This window comes from Lentzea miocenica (assembly GCF_033949945.1).
In the GTDB taxonomy this organism is placed as follows: Bacteria; Actinomycetota; Actinomycetes; order Mycobacteriales; family Pseudonocardiaceae; genus Lentzea; species Lentzea miocenica.
The window spans coordinates 294,602-308,858 of sequence record NZ_JAXAVW010000004.1; the positions used below are offsets into that span (position 1 = coordinate 294,602).

Genomic DNA, 14,257 nt, shown 5'->3' on the forward strand with positions numbered 1-14,257 from the left:
CCCTGATGCGTTCCCCTGGTTGAGGACGCGAGAGGGGATCGCATGCGCAAGGCCGATGAGCAGGGCTTTCGCGAGTTCGCGGCAGCCAATGCCGCGTCTTTGCGACGCACTGCGTATCTGTTCTGTGGCGACTGGCACACGGCAGAAGACCTGATGCAGTCGAGCCTGATGAAGATGTACATGGCCTGGAAGCGCATCAAGGACCTGGACAACCTGATCGCTTACGCCCGCAAGGTGCTGCTGCGCACCTGGCTGGACGAGAAGCGCAGGCCGTGGCGCAGAGCCGAGCAGCGCGACGGGGAGCTGCCGGACGCCGCGGACGCCACCTCCGATCCCGACACGACCAGCGCGAAGCTCTGGGCCCGCGAGTTGGTGCACACCGCGTTGTTGCAGGTGCCGCCGAGGCAACGGGCGGTGCTCGTGTTGCGTTATTTCGAAGACCTGTCGGTCGCCGAGGTGGCGGTGGCCATGGGTTGCACCGAGGGAACGGTCAAGAGCCAGACGGCGCGCGGCCTCGCGACGTTGCGCGCCATCGTGGAGAAGCTCGACAGCAGTTCGGGGAGGGTCGCGTCGTGAGTGAGCAGGAGATCCGCGAGGGAATGCTGCTGGCCGTCTGGGACGAGCCGCCGCTCGACTTCGACCCGGACACGCTGATGAGGCGGGTCGAGCAGAAAAAAAGTCGTCGACGAGCGCTGGTCACTGTGGGCGTGGCTACGGCGATGATCGTCGTCGCGTCGCTCGCGCTGCCCGGTCTGCTGCCGCGCGGCCAGGACGGCCAGCTCGCGTCCGACGGCCCGACGACCTCGTCGGCGCCGCCGAGCGAGTCCGCGGACAAGAAGGCCCAGCGCATCGGCGACAAGCTGACGGAGAAGCTCGGCGTCACGATGACGAACGTGAAGGAGGTCTACGCGGACCTCCGGCCGGGTCAAGTCCTCTACCCGCCTATCGCGACGACGACGTCGACCCAGAAGCGCTCGCCGTCCGATCCGGAGATGTCGGGCTACGTGTTCCTGACCGACGAGATCGGACCGACCGCGCTGCGCGTGGTGGTGGTCAAGCGCGATTACGACCAGGGCGGCTTCTGCACCGGCGCGAACACCTGCCAGGACGTGAAGCAGAAGGACGGGTCGCTGGTCACCGCGGCCGAGTTCTACGACGGGACCACGTCCATCGCGCGGGCGGAGGTGCTGCGCCGGCTCGACAGCGGACTCCTCGTGCGGATCTCCAGCTACAACACGAACCCGGCGACGGGCCTGGGTCTGCGCCAGACCGTGCCGGTGCCCGTGGGGGTGCTCACACAGCTGGTCACGGACCCGAGCATCAGCTGGGAGTGAGTCCCGTGTGCACTAACCTGAGGGCGTGACCAAGCCGCGCATCTCCAACGTCCTCGCAGGTCGCTACGCCTCCACGTCGCTCGCGACGCTCTGGTCGGCCGAGCACAAGATCGTGCTGGAGCGCCAGCTGTGGCTCGCCGTGCTGCGCGCCCAGGCCGCCGCCGGCATCGAGGTCCCGGCGACCGCGATCGCCGACTACGAGCGCGTGCTGGAGCAGGTCGACCTGGAGTCGATCGCGGCGCGTGAGCGGGTGACGCGGCACGACGTGAAGGCGCGCATCGAGGAGTTCAACGCGCTCGCGGGCCACGAGCAGGTCCACAAGGGCATGACCTCGCGCGACCTGACCGAGAACGTCGAGCAGCTGCAGGTCCTGCGCTCGCTGGAGCTGATCAGGTCCAAGGTCGCGGCGGTGCTCGGACGGCTGGCGCGGCTCGCGGCCGAGCACTCCGACCTGGTGATGGCCGGTCGCTCGCACAACGTGGCCGCGCAGGCCACGACGCTGGGCAAGCGCTTCGCGACGGGCGCGGACGAGCTGCTGGTGGCGTTCAGCAGGCTGGACGAGCTGATCGCGCGGTACCCGTTGCGCGGCATCAAGGGCCCGGTCGGCACCGCCCAGGACATGCTCGACCTGCTCGGCACGCCGGAGAAGCTGACCGAGCTGGAGCGCACGGTCGCGGGCCACCTGGGCTTCGAGCGCGTGCTGACGTCGGTCGGCCAGGTCTACCCGCGTTCGCTCGACTTCGACGTCGTGTCGACGCTCGTGCAGCTCGCGGCGGCGCCTTCGTCGGTCGCGAAGACCATCCGCCTGATGGCAGGCCACGAGCTGGTGACCGAGGGCTTCAAGCCCGGCCAGGTCGGGTCCAGCGCGATGCCGCACAAGATGAACACCCGGTCCTGCGAGCGCGTGAACGGCTTCGCGGTGATCCTGCGCGGCTACCTGTCGATGGTCGGCGAGCTGGCGGGCGACCAGTGGAACGAGGGCGACGTGTCGTGCTCGGTGGTGCGCCGGGTCGCGCTGCCGGACGCGTTCTTCGCGTTCGACGGGCTGCTGGAGACGTTCCTGACGGTGCTGGACGAGTTCGGTGCCTACCCGGCCGTGGTCGCGCGTGAGCTGGACCGCTACCTGCCGTTCCTCGGCACGACGAAGGTGCTGATGGCGGCCGTGCGCGCGGGCGTCGGCCGCGAGACCGCGCACGAGGCCATCAAGGAGAACGCGGTGGCCGTGGCGCTGGCGATGCGCGAGCAGGGCCTCGCGCAGAACGACCTGCTGGACCGGCTGGCCGCCGACGAGCGCCTGCCGCTGGACCGCGCGGCGCTGGACGCGTTGCTGGCCGACCGCCTGTCGTTCACCGGCGTGGCGTCGGCGCAGGTCGCGGCCGTGGTCGAGCAGGTGGCGGCGGTGGTCGACAAGTACCCGGTCTACGAGCCGGAGCCGATTCTGTGATCGTGTCCGGCCTGCACGTCTATCCGATCAAGGGCTGCGGCGGGTTCTCCGTCACGGCGTCGGCCGTCGACCTCACGGGTCTGCGCGACGACCGGATGATGGTGCTGGTCGACGACGACGGCGTGTTCCTGTCGCAGCGCAAGATGCCGGCGATGGCCGCGTTGCGTCCCTCGCTCGTGGACTCCTCGCTGGTGATCGGCGGGGAGTCGTTCCCGGTTGTCGTCGACGGGCCTCGGGTTCCGGTGGTCGTGCACAAGTGGCACGGCACCGGAATCGACCAGGGTGACGCTGCCGCGGAGTACTTCTCGGACGCGCTCGGTATGTCCGTGCGGCTCCGGCGAACGCCTCCTGACCTGCACCGGGAGTCGGGCGGCGAGAACGCGGGCCTGGTCGGGTACGCGGACGCGCACGCGTTGCTGATGATCTCGCTGTCCTCGTTGGACGGGTTGAACGAACGGATCCTGGAACGTGGCGGCGAGCCCGTGCCGATGAACCGCTTCCGCCCCAACGTCGTCGTGTCCGGCTGGCAGGAGCCGCACACCGAGGACAGGGTGCGGCGTGCGGTGATCGGCGACGTGGAACTGGCCTACGCCAAGGACTGCGTGCGATGCGCCGTGCCGATGGTCGACCAGGAGACCGGGCTGCGCGACGGCCCGGAGCCGACGCGGACGCTCGCCACCTACCGGCGTGACCCGGACGGCGGCGTGATCTTCGGGATGAAGGCGGCCGTCATCGCCACCGGCACCGTCGCGATCGGGGACAAGATCGACGTGCTGGAGTGGGCGGCTGTCTAGGCCTTCTGCCAGCGCAGCCGGTCACCGCGCTGGGCGTCCTTGCGGCAGACCAACGGCTCGTTGAGCAAGCCGATGCCTTGTGCGCCTTCGGGATCGCACCGCGCACCCTCGTTGACCAGCAGGCCTCGCTGAGGAGGCGCCGTGGTCGTGGTGGGCTGCTGAGCGGGCGGCGGAGCCTGCACGGGCGGCGGCTTCGGCTGCGTGGTCGTCGTGGTGGTCGTCGTTGCGGAGGCCGTGGTCTTGACCGTGATCTCGGCGACGTCCGGGGTCGGCACGATGCTGACCGACTGCGTCGTGCTCGTGTCCGGGGAGCTTGACGATGAGGTCGAGATGGGGGCGGAGTCGAAGCTCCAGCCGGCCACGCCCAGCACGATGAGCAGTCCCGCACTGGCCAACGCCGGGATCCACAACGCCTTTCGGGTGAGCACGGGGTGCACCTTAAGCGTCTTCGCGCTTGATCTGTAGAGGTGAGGGGTGTGCGTCGGTTTTGCGGAACAAGGGGCACGTAGGCTGGCTGCCGTGCCAACGCTCGCTGACTACCAGCACGTCGCCCGCGGCAAGGTTCGCGAACTCTACGACGTCGACGACGAGCTGCTGCTGTTCGTCGCGTCCGACCGGATCTCCGCCTACGACCACGTCCTGAGCACCGAGATCCCGGACAAGGGCCGGGTGCTCACCGCGATGAGCGTGTTCTGGTTCGAGCGGCTCGCCCCGAACCACCTGGTCGCGTTCGACGACCCGCGGATTCCCGCCGAGGTCCGCGGCCGGGCGCTGCTGGTGCGCAAGCTGAAGATGGTCGATGTCGAGTGCGTGGCGCGCGGGTACCTGACCGGGTCCGGCATGGCCGACTACAAGGCGACCGGTGCGGTCTGCGGGATCGAGCTGCCGGCCGGGCTGGTCGAGGCCTCCGAGCTCGTCCCGCCGATCTTCACGCCCGCGTCGAAGGCCGAGATCGGCGCGCACGACGAGAACGTGTCGTTCGACGTCATCGCCGCGAAGCACGGTGAAGAGCTGGCGTCGAAGCTGCGTGACCGCACGATCGAGCTGTACAGCGAGGCGCGCGCGTACGCGTTGACCCGCGGCCTGATCCTGGCGGACACGAAGTTCGAGTTCGGGCTGGACGCTGCCGGCGAGCTGATCCTGGCGGACGAGGTGTTCACGCCGGACTCGTCGCGGTACTGGCCGGCCGAGGGCTACGAGCCCGGTCGCGTGCAGCCGTCGTTCGACAAGCAGTACGTCCGGGACTGGCTGACGTCGCCGGAGTCCGGCTGGGACCGCAAGAGCGACGTTCCGCCGCCCCCGCTGCCCGCGGAGGTCGTCGAAGCCACCCGGAAGAGGTACGTGGAGGCGTACGAGCGGCTCACCGGCCGGTCTTTCGCTGACTGGCTCGCGTGAGTTAGCTCCGGTTTCACGCGGATGTCACCACGGCATGGCGCACTCAATGCGTGCACTCACAGCTCGTGGTCTCCCTGTCCGGCATCGGTCCGCAGACACTCGACCGATGCGCTGATCTCGCCGCGGCTCTCGAGCCGCGGAAGGTGCCGTTGTCGCTGCTCGTGATCCCTCGCGAGCTCGGCAGGGCGCAGGAATGGGTGCGGCAGCGCGCCGCGCTCGGCGATGCGGTCGTGCTGCACGGCCTCGGCCAACGGCGGTTGCCCGCCTACGAGGCCGGGCTGCTGCTCACGGGTGCTCGCGTCCAGATGGAAGCCATCGGGCTCAACGCCGACACGTTCGCGCCCCGGCGGTGTGTCGCGTCGCCCGGCACGTTGATGGCGCTGGCCAAGCACCGGTTCACCCGCTGCGCCGACGCGCACGCCGTCCGTGAGGTGGGCACCGGGCTCGCGACGCTGGGCCGCCTGCACGCGCTGACCGAGCGCAGCAGCTTCGGTGAGCTGCGGTCGCTGGCGCTGGTCTACGCGGCGGCACGGTCCGCGCGCCGCGGCGGCCTGACCCGGATCACCGTGGACGCCCGCGACCTGGACCGGCCCGGCGCCCGGCAGGCCGTGCTCGACGCCGTGGACATCGCACTCGCCCACGACGCCGCGCCGACCACCTACGTCAGACTGCCGTCTCCGCGGCAGGCGTCAGCGGCCTGACCTCGGTGCCGTCCGGCTTGAGCATCTCGAACATCCGGTAGGCGTTCTCCGGCATCGACAGCAGCTTCTCGTGGATGGGCACGGCCACGCGGGGCTTGATCGCGCGCATGAAGTCGACCGCCTCGCCGAGCCTCAGCCACGGTGCTCCGGTGGGCAGTCCGAGCACGTCGACGTCCTCGTCCGGCACGAACAGCGAGTCGCCGGGGTGGTAGAACGCGCCGTCGCCGACCACGTAGCCGGTGTTCGGCACGATCGGGATGTCCTGGTGGATCATCGCGTGCTTGCCGCCGACGACCGTGACCGTCGTGTCGCCGACCTTGATGACGTCACGCGGTCGTGCGACGGTCGGATTTTCGACGCTGGGCGCCGATCCCTCGTCCACGATGAGCTGCGCCTGCGGGTTCGCCCTGAGCAGCGCGGGCAGCTTCTCGACGTCCAGGTGGTCGTAGTGCTGGTGCGTGATGAGCACCGCGTCCAGGTCTTTTACGTCCTCGAACCCCGTGGAGAACGTGCCGGGGTCGATCAGGATGCGGGTGGTTCCCGTGTCGAGAAGTACGCAGGCATGACCGAAATGGACAACTTGCACAGATTCCTCCATTACCGACGTTTGGCGGGCTGACACGGTCAGGTGACGTCGGAAGTATCAAATGGCATGAGGAAAACCCTGCAACTCCTCACGGCACTGGCGCTCGCCCTGCCGATGACGTCCTTCGTCCCTGCTACCACCACCTCTACACCTGCACAGGCTGCGTCGCCGCAGTCGCAGGAAATCGGCACCGAGGAGTCGCTCTCGGTCCGTGTTGGTGGAAAGTCCCTTTCGTCCGTGATCGACCGACCTGGTTCCGGGTACGTGAAGATCCACTTCACCGACCTCCGGATCCTGCCCGGCGACGTGCTCACGGTGTCGAACCCTGATGGCACCGAGAAGTACACCTACAACCGGGACCTGAAGACCTCACTGACGGCCACGCCCGACTCGACCGGCTTCTGGGCCATGTCGATCACGGGTTCGCGCGCCGTCGTCTCGGTGGGCAACCCGCTCAGCCGGGTGCGGATCGACAAGATCACGCGCGGCTACACCGAGGCCGAGATGGACTCGCGTCCGTCGGTGCAGAGCATCTGCGGCACGAACGACTACAAGGACGCGGTCTGCTACCAGTCCAGCAACCCGACCGAGTTCGGGAAGACCGCGTCCGTCGCGAAGCTGCTGCGCAACGGCAGCTCGCTGTGCACCGCCTGGCGGGTCGGCCCCAACAACCGCCTGCTGACCAACAACCACTGCTTCACCAGCACCGCGGGCATCGAGGTGTGGTTCAACTACCAGTGCCCGACCTGTGGCGGCACCACGTCCGCTCCCACGACCAAGGTGCTGGCAGCGCAGGTCCTCAAGACCAACGCCGCGCTGGACTACACCCTCTTCACCGTCAACAACTTCGCGGCCATCAGCTCGTTCGGCTTCCTCGAACTGGACGCGCGCGTCCCGGCCGTTGGTGAAGAGATGTACGTCATCGGCCACCCGGCCGGGAAGCTCAAGAAGTTGTCGTTGCGCGACAACAACAACGGCGGCGGCTACTGCATCGTGCGCGCGGTGCGGGTGAACGGCAGCTCGTCGCAGTCCGACATCAGCTACATGTGCGACACCGAAGGCGGCTCGTCCGGCTCACCGGTGCTGTCGAGGCGCACGCACAAGGTGATCGGGCTTCACCACTTCGGCGGCTGCCCGAACCAGGGCGTGCGCATCGACCTCGTCGCCGCGCAGATCGGCTCACTGCTCTGACTCGCTGTTCCAGCTAGCTGACAGCGGCGAGGATCTCCTGCTCCTCCGCCGCGGTGAGCCCGGCCTTGCGAGGCCGGTCCAGCCCGAGGCCGCGCTCGTACTCCAGCGAGTCGAGCGCGGTCTCGGCCAGCGGCCTGACCCGCAACCCGTTCGCCAGCGCGTTGCTCACATCGCGGCCGACCATCTTGGCCCACTCCTGCGGCAGCCACAGCGGCAGCGACCGCGGCCCGGCCCACGGGTTGATCTCCAACTCGTTGAGGACCTTCTCGGGCACCGGTACGAGCTGCGTACCGGGAGGCGCCGTGGCCCCCGCGATCTCCCCGATGGCCATCTGGAACGGCATGACCGGCCCGGTCGAGTCGTACGTGCCCGTGACCCGCTCCTCGGCCGCGAACACGATCCACTGCGCCAAATCCCGCACGTCGATGTGCTGGAACCCCAGGTCAGGACTGTCCGGCACCACCACGCGCCCACCCTGGGCCATCCGCGCCGGCCAGTACCCGAACCTGTCACTGGGGTCGTCCGGCCCGGTGATCAGCCCAGCTCTGACGATGAACTCACGCCCCCGCACCGCCTCCCGCACGGCGATCTCACTGGCCACCTTGACGCTGCCGTACCGCTCCGACGTGAACTCCTCCGCCGGATCGTCCTCCAACGGCGGCAACAGCTCGTCGCTCCCCGTCGTGTGATCCGCGTAGACCGAGATGCTCGACACGAACGTCCAGTGCGGCGTCGTCCGCCCAAACGCCTCCAACGCATCCCGCACCCAGTTCACCGAGTACTTCGACACGTCGACAACGGCATCGAACTGCTCACCGGCCAACTGGTCGAACGCGCCGGGCTTGTTCCTGTCGATCGAGATCAGGCGCGCGCCCTCGGGCACCTCGCCGGAAGCACCGCGAGCGCCGCACACCACGTCGTGGCCTCGCCGGACGGCCTCCGCCGTGATGGCCTTGCTGAGGAACACGGTTCCGCCGAGCACCAGGATCTTCATGATCTCCAGCATCCGTCCGATCGCGCCGGACTGCCACCGGTCTCGCTTTCGGCGAAATAGCTCGTTGGTATGGGTTTGATCAAGTATCGTTCGGGCCCGGCCGATGGACGTTCCGTGAGTCTGCACGCCTTCGTCGACGAGTCGCGGCGAAACAACACGTACCTGCTGGCTGTAGCCCTGGTGTCGCCCGGTCGGTTGCACAAGTTCCGCAAAGCCCTGCGTGGTTTGCTGATGCCGGGGCAGCACGAGCTGCACTGCAAGAAGGAAACACCCAGCCGGCGCAAGATGATCGTTTCGCGACTGGTCGCGGAGCAGGTCTCCGTGCGGCTCTACACGCGGAGTTGCGACTGGGGTGACGAGCAGGCGCGTCAAACGTGCCTCGGGCGGCTCGTCACCGACCTGTTGGACGTCGACGCCCATCGGATGGTCCTCGACTCGCGCGACCAGCGGGATCGGCATGACGCCCTGACGATCCGCACGGCACTGGGCCATGAAGCGTGGTCGTCGAACCTCGTCTACGAGCACTGCCGCAGCACCAACGAGGAGCTGCTGTGGATCGCGGACGTCGTGGCGTGGTGCTACGGCTCCGGCGGTGAATGGCGGGAGCGCGTGATGCCAGTCGTCGAGTCGATCGTCGAACTGGACTGTCCTTAGAAAGCGCGATACCCAGCCGCCGACCGTCCGGACGTGGGCTGGGTACACTTCCTCGGCTTACGGGCCTCGGCTGTCTCCCACTCTACCAAACGGCGCCGCCGAGGCAAGGTCGTTCACCCGATGGTGAGCCCGTCACGATGTGCCCCCGAACACGTGTCGGGAGGATGAACGCACAGGTCAGATAGGCTCTCGAGGTACCGCCAGCCCCTCCAAACCCGGGAGCAGTCTGTCGTGGCCCGAGTCGTCGTCGACGTCATGCCGAAGCCCGAAATTCTCGACCCCCAAGGCCAGGCGGTGGCGAACGCCCTGCCGCGCCTCGGCTTTGACGGCGTCACCGCCGTCCGCCAGGGCAAGCACTTCGAGCTGGAGGTCGCCGACGACGTCGACGACGCCACGCTCGCCAAGATCGCCGAGACCTTCCTCGCCAATCCGGTGATCGAGGACTGGACCGTGCGCAGGGTCGAGGCATGAGGGTCGGTGTCATCACCTTCCCCGGCACCCTCGACGACGTCGACGCGCAGCGCGCCGTCAGGTATGCGGACGGGGAGGCTGTGCCGTTGTGGCACGGCGACCACGACCTCAAGGGCGTTGACGCGGTCATCGTGCCTGGCGGGTTCTCGTACGGCGACTACCTGCGGTGTGGCGCCATCGCGCGGTTCGCGCCGGTCATGCAGGAAGTGATCGAGGCCGCGAACAAGGGGATGCCGGTTCTCGGCATCTGCAACGGCTTCCAGATCCTCGCCGAGGCGCATCTGCTGCCGGGCGCGCTCGTCCGCAACCACAAGCTGCACTTCGTGTGCCGCGACCAGTGGCTGAAGGTCGAGAACAACACCACCTCGTGGACCGGCAGGTACGACCTCGGTGCCGAGATCCTCGTGCCGTTGAAGTCCGGCGAGGGCGGCTACCAGGCGGACGAGGACACGCTCAAAGAGCTTGAGGACGACAACAGGGTCGTCTTCCGGTACGTCGGCGAGAACCCGAACGGCAGCCGCAACAACATCGCGGGCATCACCAACGCCAGGGGCAACGTCGTCGGCCTCATGCCGCACCCCGAGCACGCGATCGACGCGCTCACCGGGCCGACGGACGACGGGCTGGGCATGTTCCTGTCCCTGCTCGACTCGGTGGTGAAGGCATGATCGACACCGTCAAGAACGCCGAGAGCACGCCGGACCAGGAGCAGCCCTACCAGGAGCTGGGCCTGAAGGACGACGAGTACGCGCGCATCAAGGAGATCCTGCGACGGCGCCCTACCGATGCCGAGCTCGCGATGTACTCGGTCATGTGGAGCGAGCACTGCTCGTACAAGTCGTCCAAGGTGCACCTGAAGTACTTCGGCGACACCACGACCGACGAGATGCGCAGCAAGATGCTCGCGGGCATCGGCGAGAACGCCGGCGTCGTCGACATCGGTGACGGCTGGGCGGTCACGTTCAAGCTCGAGAGCCACAACCACCCGTCGTACGTCGAGCCCTACCAGGGCGCGGCCACGGGGGTCGGCGGCATCGTGCGCGACATTCTCGCCATGGGTGCCCGGCCGCTCGCGGTCATGGACCCGCTGCGGTTCGGCAAGCCGGACGCGCCGGACACGAAACGCGTCCTGCCCGGCATCGTCGCGGGCGTCGGTGGCTACGGGAACTGCCTCGGCCTGCCGAACATCGGCGGCGAGGTCGTGTTCGACGAGTCCTATCAGGGCAACCCGCTGGTCAACGCCCTGTGCGTCGGTGCGATGCGCGTCGAGGACCTGCACCTCGCGCATGCGAGTGGCACCGGCAACAAGGTCATCCTCTACGGCGCGCGCACCGGCCTCGACGGCATCGGCGGGGTCAGCGTGCTGGCGAGCGAGACGTTCGACGACAGCGCCGGCAAGCGCAAGAAGCTGCCGTCCGTGCAGGTCGGCGACCCGTTCACGGAGAAGGTGCTGATCGAGTGCTCGCTCGAGCTCTTCGAGAAGGGCATCGTCGCCGGCATCCAGGACCTCGGCGGCGCGGGTCTGTCCTGCGCGACGAGTGAGCTGGCGTCCGCCGGTGACGGTGGCATGCACGTCTACCTGGAGCGCGTCCCGCTCAGGGCGACCGGCATGACCCCGGCGGAGATCCTCTCCAGCGAGTCCCAGGAACGCATGTGCGCGGTCGTCGAGCCCGCGAACGTCGAGGCGTTCCTGGAGGTCTGCGCGAAGTGGGATGTCATCGCCACCGAGATCGGTGAGGTGACCGACGGCGACCGGCTGGTGATCACCTACGACGGCGAGGTCGTCGTGGACGTGCCGCCGCGGACCGTCGCCCATGAGGGCCCGGTCTACCACCGGCCGATCCAGCGGCCGGCCGACCAGGACGAGCTGCAGGCGAACACGCCGGACAGCCTTCCGAGGCCGGAGAACCTGCTCGAACTGATCAAGACCATGGCGGCCAGCCCCAACCTGGCTTCCAAGAAGTGGGTCACCCAGCAGTACGACCGGTACGTCCGCGGCGGCACGATCCTGGCGCAGCCGAGCGACGGCGGCATGATCCGGATCGACGAGGAGACGGGCCGCGGCGTCGCTCTCTCGACGGACTGCAACGGCCGGTACACCAAGCTCGACCCGTACGAGGGCGCGAAGCTCGCGCTCGCCGAGGCCTACCGCAACGTCGCGGCCACCGGCGCCACGCCGGTCGCCGTCACGAACTGCCTCAACTTCGGCTCGCCGGAGGACCCCGCGGTCATGTGGCAGTTCGAGCAGGCCGTGAAGGGCCTCGCGGACGGGTGCGCGGAGCTCGGCATCCCGGTGACCGGCGGCAACGTCAGCTTCTACAACCAGACCGGCTCCACGGCGATCCTGCCGACGCCGGTCGTGGGCGTGCTGGGCGTGATCGACGACGTGCGGCGCCGCATCCCCACCGGGATCGGAGCCGAGGCCGGCGAGACGTTGTTGCTGCTCGGCGAGACGCGCGACGAGTTCGGCGGGTCCGAGTGGGCGCACCACGTCCACGGTCACCTCGGCGGGCTGCCGCCGAAGGTCGATCTGCAACGCGAGAAGCTGCTCGGCCAGGTCCTCGTCGCGGGCTCGCGGGACGGCATGGTCTCCGCCGCGCACGACCTGTCCGAGGGCGGTCTGGCCCAGGCGCTGGTCGAGACGTGCCTGATCGGCGAGGTGGGCGCGCGGGTGTTCCTGCAGGGCGACCTGTTCACCGAGCTGTTCAGCGAGTCGGCCGGCCGTGTGCTGGTCGCCGTGCCGCGGACCGAGGAGCAGCGCTTCACCGACATGTGCACCGCGCGCCGACTGCCGTGGCGCAAGGTCGGTGTCGTCGACCCGGAGTCGAACGCCCTGGAGATCCAGGACCTCGGCGAACTCCCGCTGGACGAGCTCCGCGAGGCCTGGGAAGGCACTCTCCCGGCGCTGTTCGACTAGCTGTTCCGGCGTCTGCAAGTACTACCGACTCGCAGTTGGTGGTACTTGCAGACGCCTTCAGCTCGACGCGATCCGCTGCAGCTGCTCGAACTTGCCGTTGAAGAGGTTCTGGTCGCCGGGGAAGAGACCGGCCGCCTGCCACTGCCAGATGGTGTGGAAGTCGAACCCGAGCGGGAGCGGGCCGAGCTTCGAGTTGTAGTGCGCGATCCACAGCGGGTTGTTGTCCCCGAACTTCACCGAGCCGCCGACGCACTTGTTCCACCAGCTCGTGGACGTGTAGATGGCCGGATGCCGCTTGGTGCGCGCGAAGACCGTGTCGCTGAACGCCTTCACCCAGGCGGTCATCGCGGTCTGGCTCATGTTGTAGCAAGTCTCGCCGTACGGGTTGTACTCCATGTCCAGCGCGGGAGGCAGCGTCTTGCCGTCGGGCGACCAGCCACCGCCGTTGTTGACGAAGAAGTTCGCCTGCGCGGCGCCGTCGGCACGGTCGGGCAGCGCGAAGTGGTACGCGCCGCGGATCATGCCGATGTTGAGGGAACCGTTGTACTGCTGGGTGAACTTCGGGTTCCGGTAATGGGTGCCCTCGGTCGCCTTGACGTAGGCGAACCGGGCGCCTTTGTCCCAAGAGGACTTCCAGTCGACGTCGCCCTGATGGCTGCTGACGTCCATCCCCGGCACTTTGCCGTCTGTTGGTGGCGACTCCGCCGAGCGCAGATCGCCGATGCCTTCGTGCTTGAGGATCTGGGAACCCGCGGTGTGGTCCGCGGAGCCCTCGGGCAAGGGCGCCGCGGACGCGGGTGCCGGCGAGAGGCCGGCGACGATCGCCACGATGCTGATCAAGGTCCGCATGGAGTAGATCGTCCGACCATTTGTCCTAATCTGCTACCGGGGTCACCCGTCCAGGCGGGTCAACTCGTCCTCGGTCAACTCCAGGTGGGTGGCCGAGGCGGAATCCCGGATGCTCGCCGGCCGGGAAGCACCCGGAATGGGGACTACCACTTCGGACTTCGCCAGCATCCAGGCAAGACACACCTGGTGGGCGCTGACGCCGTGCGCCTCGCCGACCTCCTTGAACGGACCGCTCAGCGCACCCGCCTTGCCGATGCCGCCGAACGGGCTCCACGGCAGGAACGCGATGCCGAGCTTCGCGCACAGCTCCAGCTCGGGTTCGCTCGATCGGAACACCGGCGAGAACTGGTTCTGCACGGCCGCGAGGCGCCCACCCAGGATCTCGTTGGCCTGCACGATCTCGTCCGGGTTGAAGTTCGAGACGCCCGCGTAGCGGATCTTGCCGTTGTCCAGCAGCTCCTTCAGCGCGCCGACCGACTCCGCGATCGGCGTCTTCGGGTCCGGCCGGTGGAACTGGTACAGGAAGATCTGGTCGACGCCGAGCCGCCGCAACGACGCGTCCACGGCCTTGAGCAGGTACTCCGGGCGTCCGTCGAGCTCCCAGCCGCCGCCCGCCACCCGCGTGTGGCCGCCCTTGGTCGCCACGAACACCTCTTCTGACCTGCCGCGCAACCCCTCGGCGATCAGCTCCTCGTTGTGGCCGAAGTCGGTGTCGTCGAGCGAGTAGGCGTCGGCGGTGTCGATGAACGTCACGCCCGCGTCCAACGCGGCGTGGATGGTCTCGATCGCCTGCGCGCGGTCCGGCCTCCCCTGCACGGAGATGGGCATGCCGCCCAGGCCGATGGCACTGACTTCCACTTCTCCGATACGACGCTTCTGCATGGACTCCACTCTGGACCCTCTGGATTAAGCTGTCCAACGCAAAGA

Annotated in this window: 16 protein-coding genes; 11 read left to right on the plus strand and 5 right to left on the minus strand. The window is 68.2% G+C overall.

The features are described from left to right. Positions 1-42 precede the first annotated feature (42 nt). The 4 genes from SK803_RS07260 to SK803_RS07275 are packed head-to-tail and all read left to right on the plus strand — an operon-like array spanning position 43 to position 3,572. Positions 43-576 (plus strand): SigE family RNA polymerase sigma factor, encoded by a 534-nt coding sequence (locus SK803_RS07260; RefSeq protein ID WP_045316796.1) that lies wholly within the window; start codon positions 43-45, stop codon positions 574-576. Beyond that, on the plus strand, positions 573-1,334 hold the full coding sequence (locus SK803_RS07265; RefSeq protein WP_319964996.1) for a hypothetical protein: 762 nt from the start codon (positions 573-575) through the stop codon (positions 1,332-1,334). Before SK803_RS07260 ends, SK803_RS07265 begins: the two co-directional genes overlap by 4 nt. A gap of 25 nt (positions 1,335-1,359) precedes the next feature. Beyond that, entirely contained in the window at positions 1,360-2,778 is a 1,419-nt protein-coding gene (gene purB, locus SK803_RS07270; RefSeq protein ID WP_319964997.1) for an adenylosuccinate lyase, read from the plus strand. A gap of 2 nt (positions 2,779-2,780) precedes the next feature. Continuing rightward, entirely contained in the window at positions 2,781-3,572 is a 792-nt protein-coding gene (locus tag SK803_RS07275; RefSeq protein ID WP_319964998.1) for an MOSC domain-containing protein, read from the plus strand. Here the strand turns inward: SK803_RS07275 and SK803_RS07280 are convergent. Next, positions 3,569-4,000, minus strand: a complete 432-nt coding sequence (locus SK803_RS07280) for a hypothetical protein (RefSeq protein ID WP_319964999.1) — start codon at positions 3,998-4,000, stop codon at positions 3,569-3,571. The two genes, SK803_RS07275 and SK803_RS07280, sit on opposite strands and share 4 nt — an antisense overlap. A gap of 91 nt (positions 4,001-4,091) precedes the next feature. Here SK803_RS07280 and SK803_RS07285 point away from each other — a divergent pair, with 91 nt between their 5' ends. Continuing rightward, complete coding sequence (locus SK803_RS07285) at positions 4,092-4,967, plus strand: phosphoribosylaminoimidazolesuccinocarboxamide synthase (protein ID WP_319965000.1); 876 nt, start codon at positions 4,092-4,094, stop codon at positions 4,965-4,967. Between the two features lie 50 nt (positions 4,968-5,017). Next, complete coding sequence (locus tag SK803_RS07290; protein WP_319965001.1) at positions 5,018-5,668, plus strand: DUF2334 domain-containing protein; 651 nt, start codon at positions 5,018-5,020, stop codon at positions 5,666-5,668. On the opposite strand, the gene SK803_RS07295 is transcribed toward SK803_RS07290, so the two are convergent. Further along, a complete protein-coding gene (locus tag SK803_RS07295) occupies positions 5,631-6,254 on the minus strand; it encodes an MBL fold metallo-hydrolase (RefSeq protein WP_319965002.1) in 624 nt (207 codons plus the stop codon). The two genes, SK803_RS07290 and SK803_RS07295, sit on opposite strands and share 38 nt — an antisense overlap. 66 nt (positions 6,255-6,320) lie before the next feature. On the opposite strand from SK803_RS07295, the gene SK803_RS07300 reads away from it, so the two are divergent. After that, complete coding sequence (locus SK803_RS07300; protein ID WP_319965003.1) at positions 6,321-7,445, plus strand: trypsin-like serine peptidase; 1,125 nt, start codon at positions 6,321-6,323, stop codon at positions 7,443-7,445. Between the two features lie 13 nt (positions 7,446-7,458). Here SK803_RS07300 and SK803_RS07305 read toward each other — a convergent pair whose 3' ends face one another. Further along, positions 7,459-8,439, minus strand: a complete 981-nt coding sequence (locus SK803_RS07305; protein ID WP_319965004.1) for an NAD-dependent epimerase/dehydratase family protein — start codon at positions 8,437-8,439, stop codon at positions 7,459-7,461. A 114-nt stretch (positions 8,440-8,553) separates the two neighbouring features. Between SK803_RS07305 and SK803_RS07310 the strand changes: the two genes are divergently transcribed. The 4 genes from SK803_RS07310 to purL all read left to right on the plus strand — a co-directional run bounded on the left by SK803_RS07310 (position 8,554) and on the right by purL (position 12,481). Then, positions 8,554-9,093: a hypothetical protein gene (locus SK803_RS07310; RefSeq protein WP_319965005.1), complete on the plus strand. Its 540-nt coding sequence runs from the start codon at positions 8,554-8,556 to the stop codon at positions 9,091-9,093. A 231-nt stretch (positions 9,094-9,324) separates the two neighbouring features. Then, positions 9,325-9,564: a phosphoribosylformylglycinamidine synthase subunit PurS gene (gene purS, locus SK803_RS07315; RefSeq protein ID WP_030477798.1), complete on the plus strand. Its 240-nt coding sequence runs from the start codon at positions 9,325-9,327 to the stop codon at positions 9,562-9,564. After that, positions 9,561-10,232: a phosphoribosylformylglycinamidine synthase subunit PurQ gene (gene purQ / locus SK803_RS07320; protein WP_319965006.1), complete on the plus strand. Its 672-nt coding sequence runs from the start codon at positions 9,561-9,563 to the stop codon at positions 10,230-10,232. Before purS ends, purQ begins: the two co-directional genes overlap by 4 nt. Further along, entirely contained in the window at positions 10,229-12,481 is a 2,253-nt protein-coding gene (gene purL / locus SK803_RS07325; RefSeq protein ID WP_319965007.1) for a phosphoribosylformylglycinamidine synthase subunit PurL, read from the plus strand. Before purQ ends, purL begins: the two co-directional genes overlap by 4 nt. A gap of 57 nt (positions 12,482-12,538) precedes the next feature. Here the strand turns inward: purL and SK803_RS07330 are convergent, their stop codons facing one another. Both SK803_RS07330 and SK803_RS07335 read right to left on the minus strand, forming a co-directional pair. Next, positions 12,539-13,330: a lysozyme gene (locus SK803_RS07330; RefSeq protein WP_319965008.1), complete on the minus strand. Its 792-nt coding sequence runs from the start codon at positions 13,328-13,330 to the stop codon at positions 12,539-12,541. 42 nt (positions 13,331-13,372) lie between these two features. Continuing rightward, positions 13,373-14,212, minus strand: coding sequence for an aldo/keto reductase (locus SK803_RS07335; protein WP_319965009.1), 840 nt, complete (start codon positions 14,210-14,212; stop codon positions 13,373-13,375). Positions 14,213-14,257: the final 45 nt, after the last annotated feature.

What these genes read in the sequence shown, in the direction of transcription:
- purL (WP_319965007.1), top strand. Translation starts at nt 10,229, where the DNA reads ATGATCGACACCGTCAAGAACGCCGAGAGCACGCCGGACCAGGAGCAG.
- SK803_RS07305 (WP_319965004.1), bottom strand. Translation starts at nt 8,439, where the DNA reads ATGAAGATCCTGGTGCTCGGCGGAACCGTGTTCCTCAGCAAGGCCATC.
- purQ (WP_319965006.1), top strand. Translation starts at nt 9,561, where the DNA reads ATGAGGGTCGGTGTCATCACCTTCCCCGGCACCCTCGACGACGTCGAC.
- SK803_RS07260 (WP_045316796.1), top strand. Translation starts at nt 43, where the DNA reads ATGCGCAAGGCCGATGAGCAGGGCTTTCGCGAGTTCGCGGCAGCCAAT.
- SK803_RS07300 (WP_319965003.1), top strand. Translation starts at nt 6,321, where the DNA reads ATGAGGAAAACCCTGCAACTCCTCACGGCACTGGCGCTCGCCCTGCCG.
- SK803_RS07330 (WP_319965008.1), bottom strand. Translation starts at nt 13,330, where the DNA reads ATGCGGACCTTGATCAGCATCGTGGCGATCGTCGCCGGCCTCTCGCCG.
- SK803_RS07335 (WP_319965009.1), bottom strand. Translation starts at nt 14,212, where the DNA reads ATGCAGAAGCGTCGTATCGGAGAAGTGGAAGTCAGTGCCATCGGCCTG.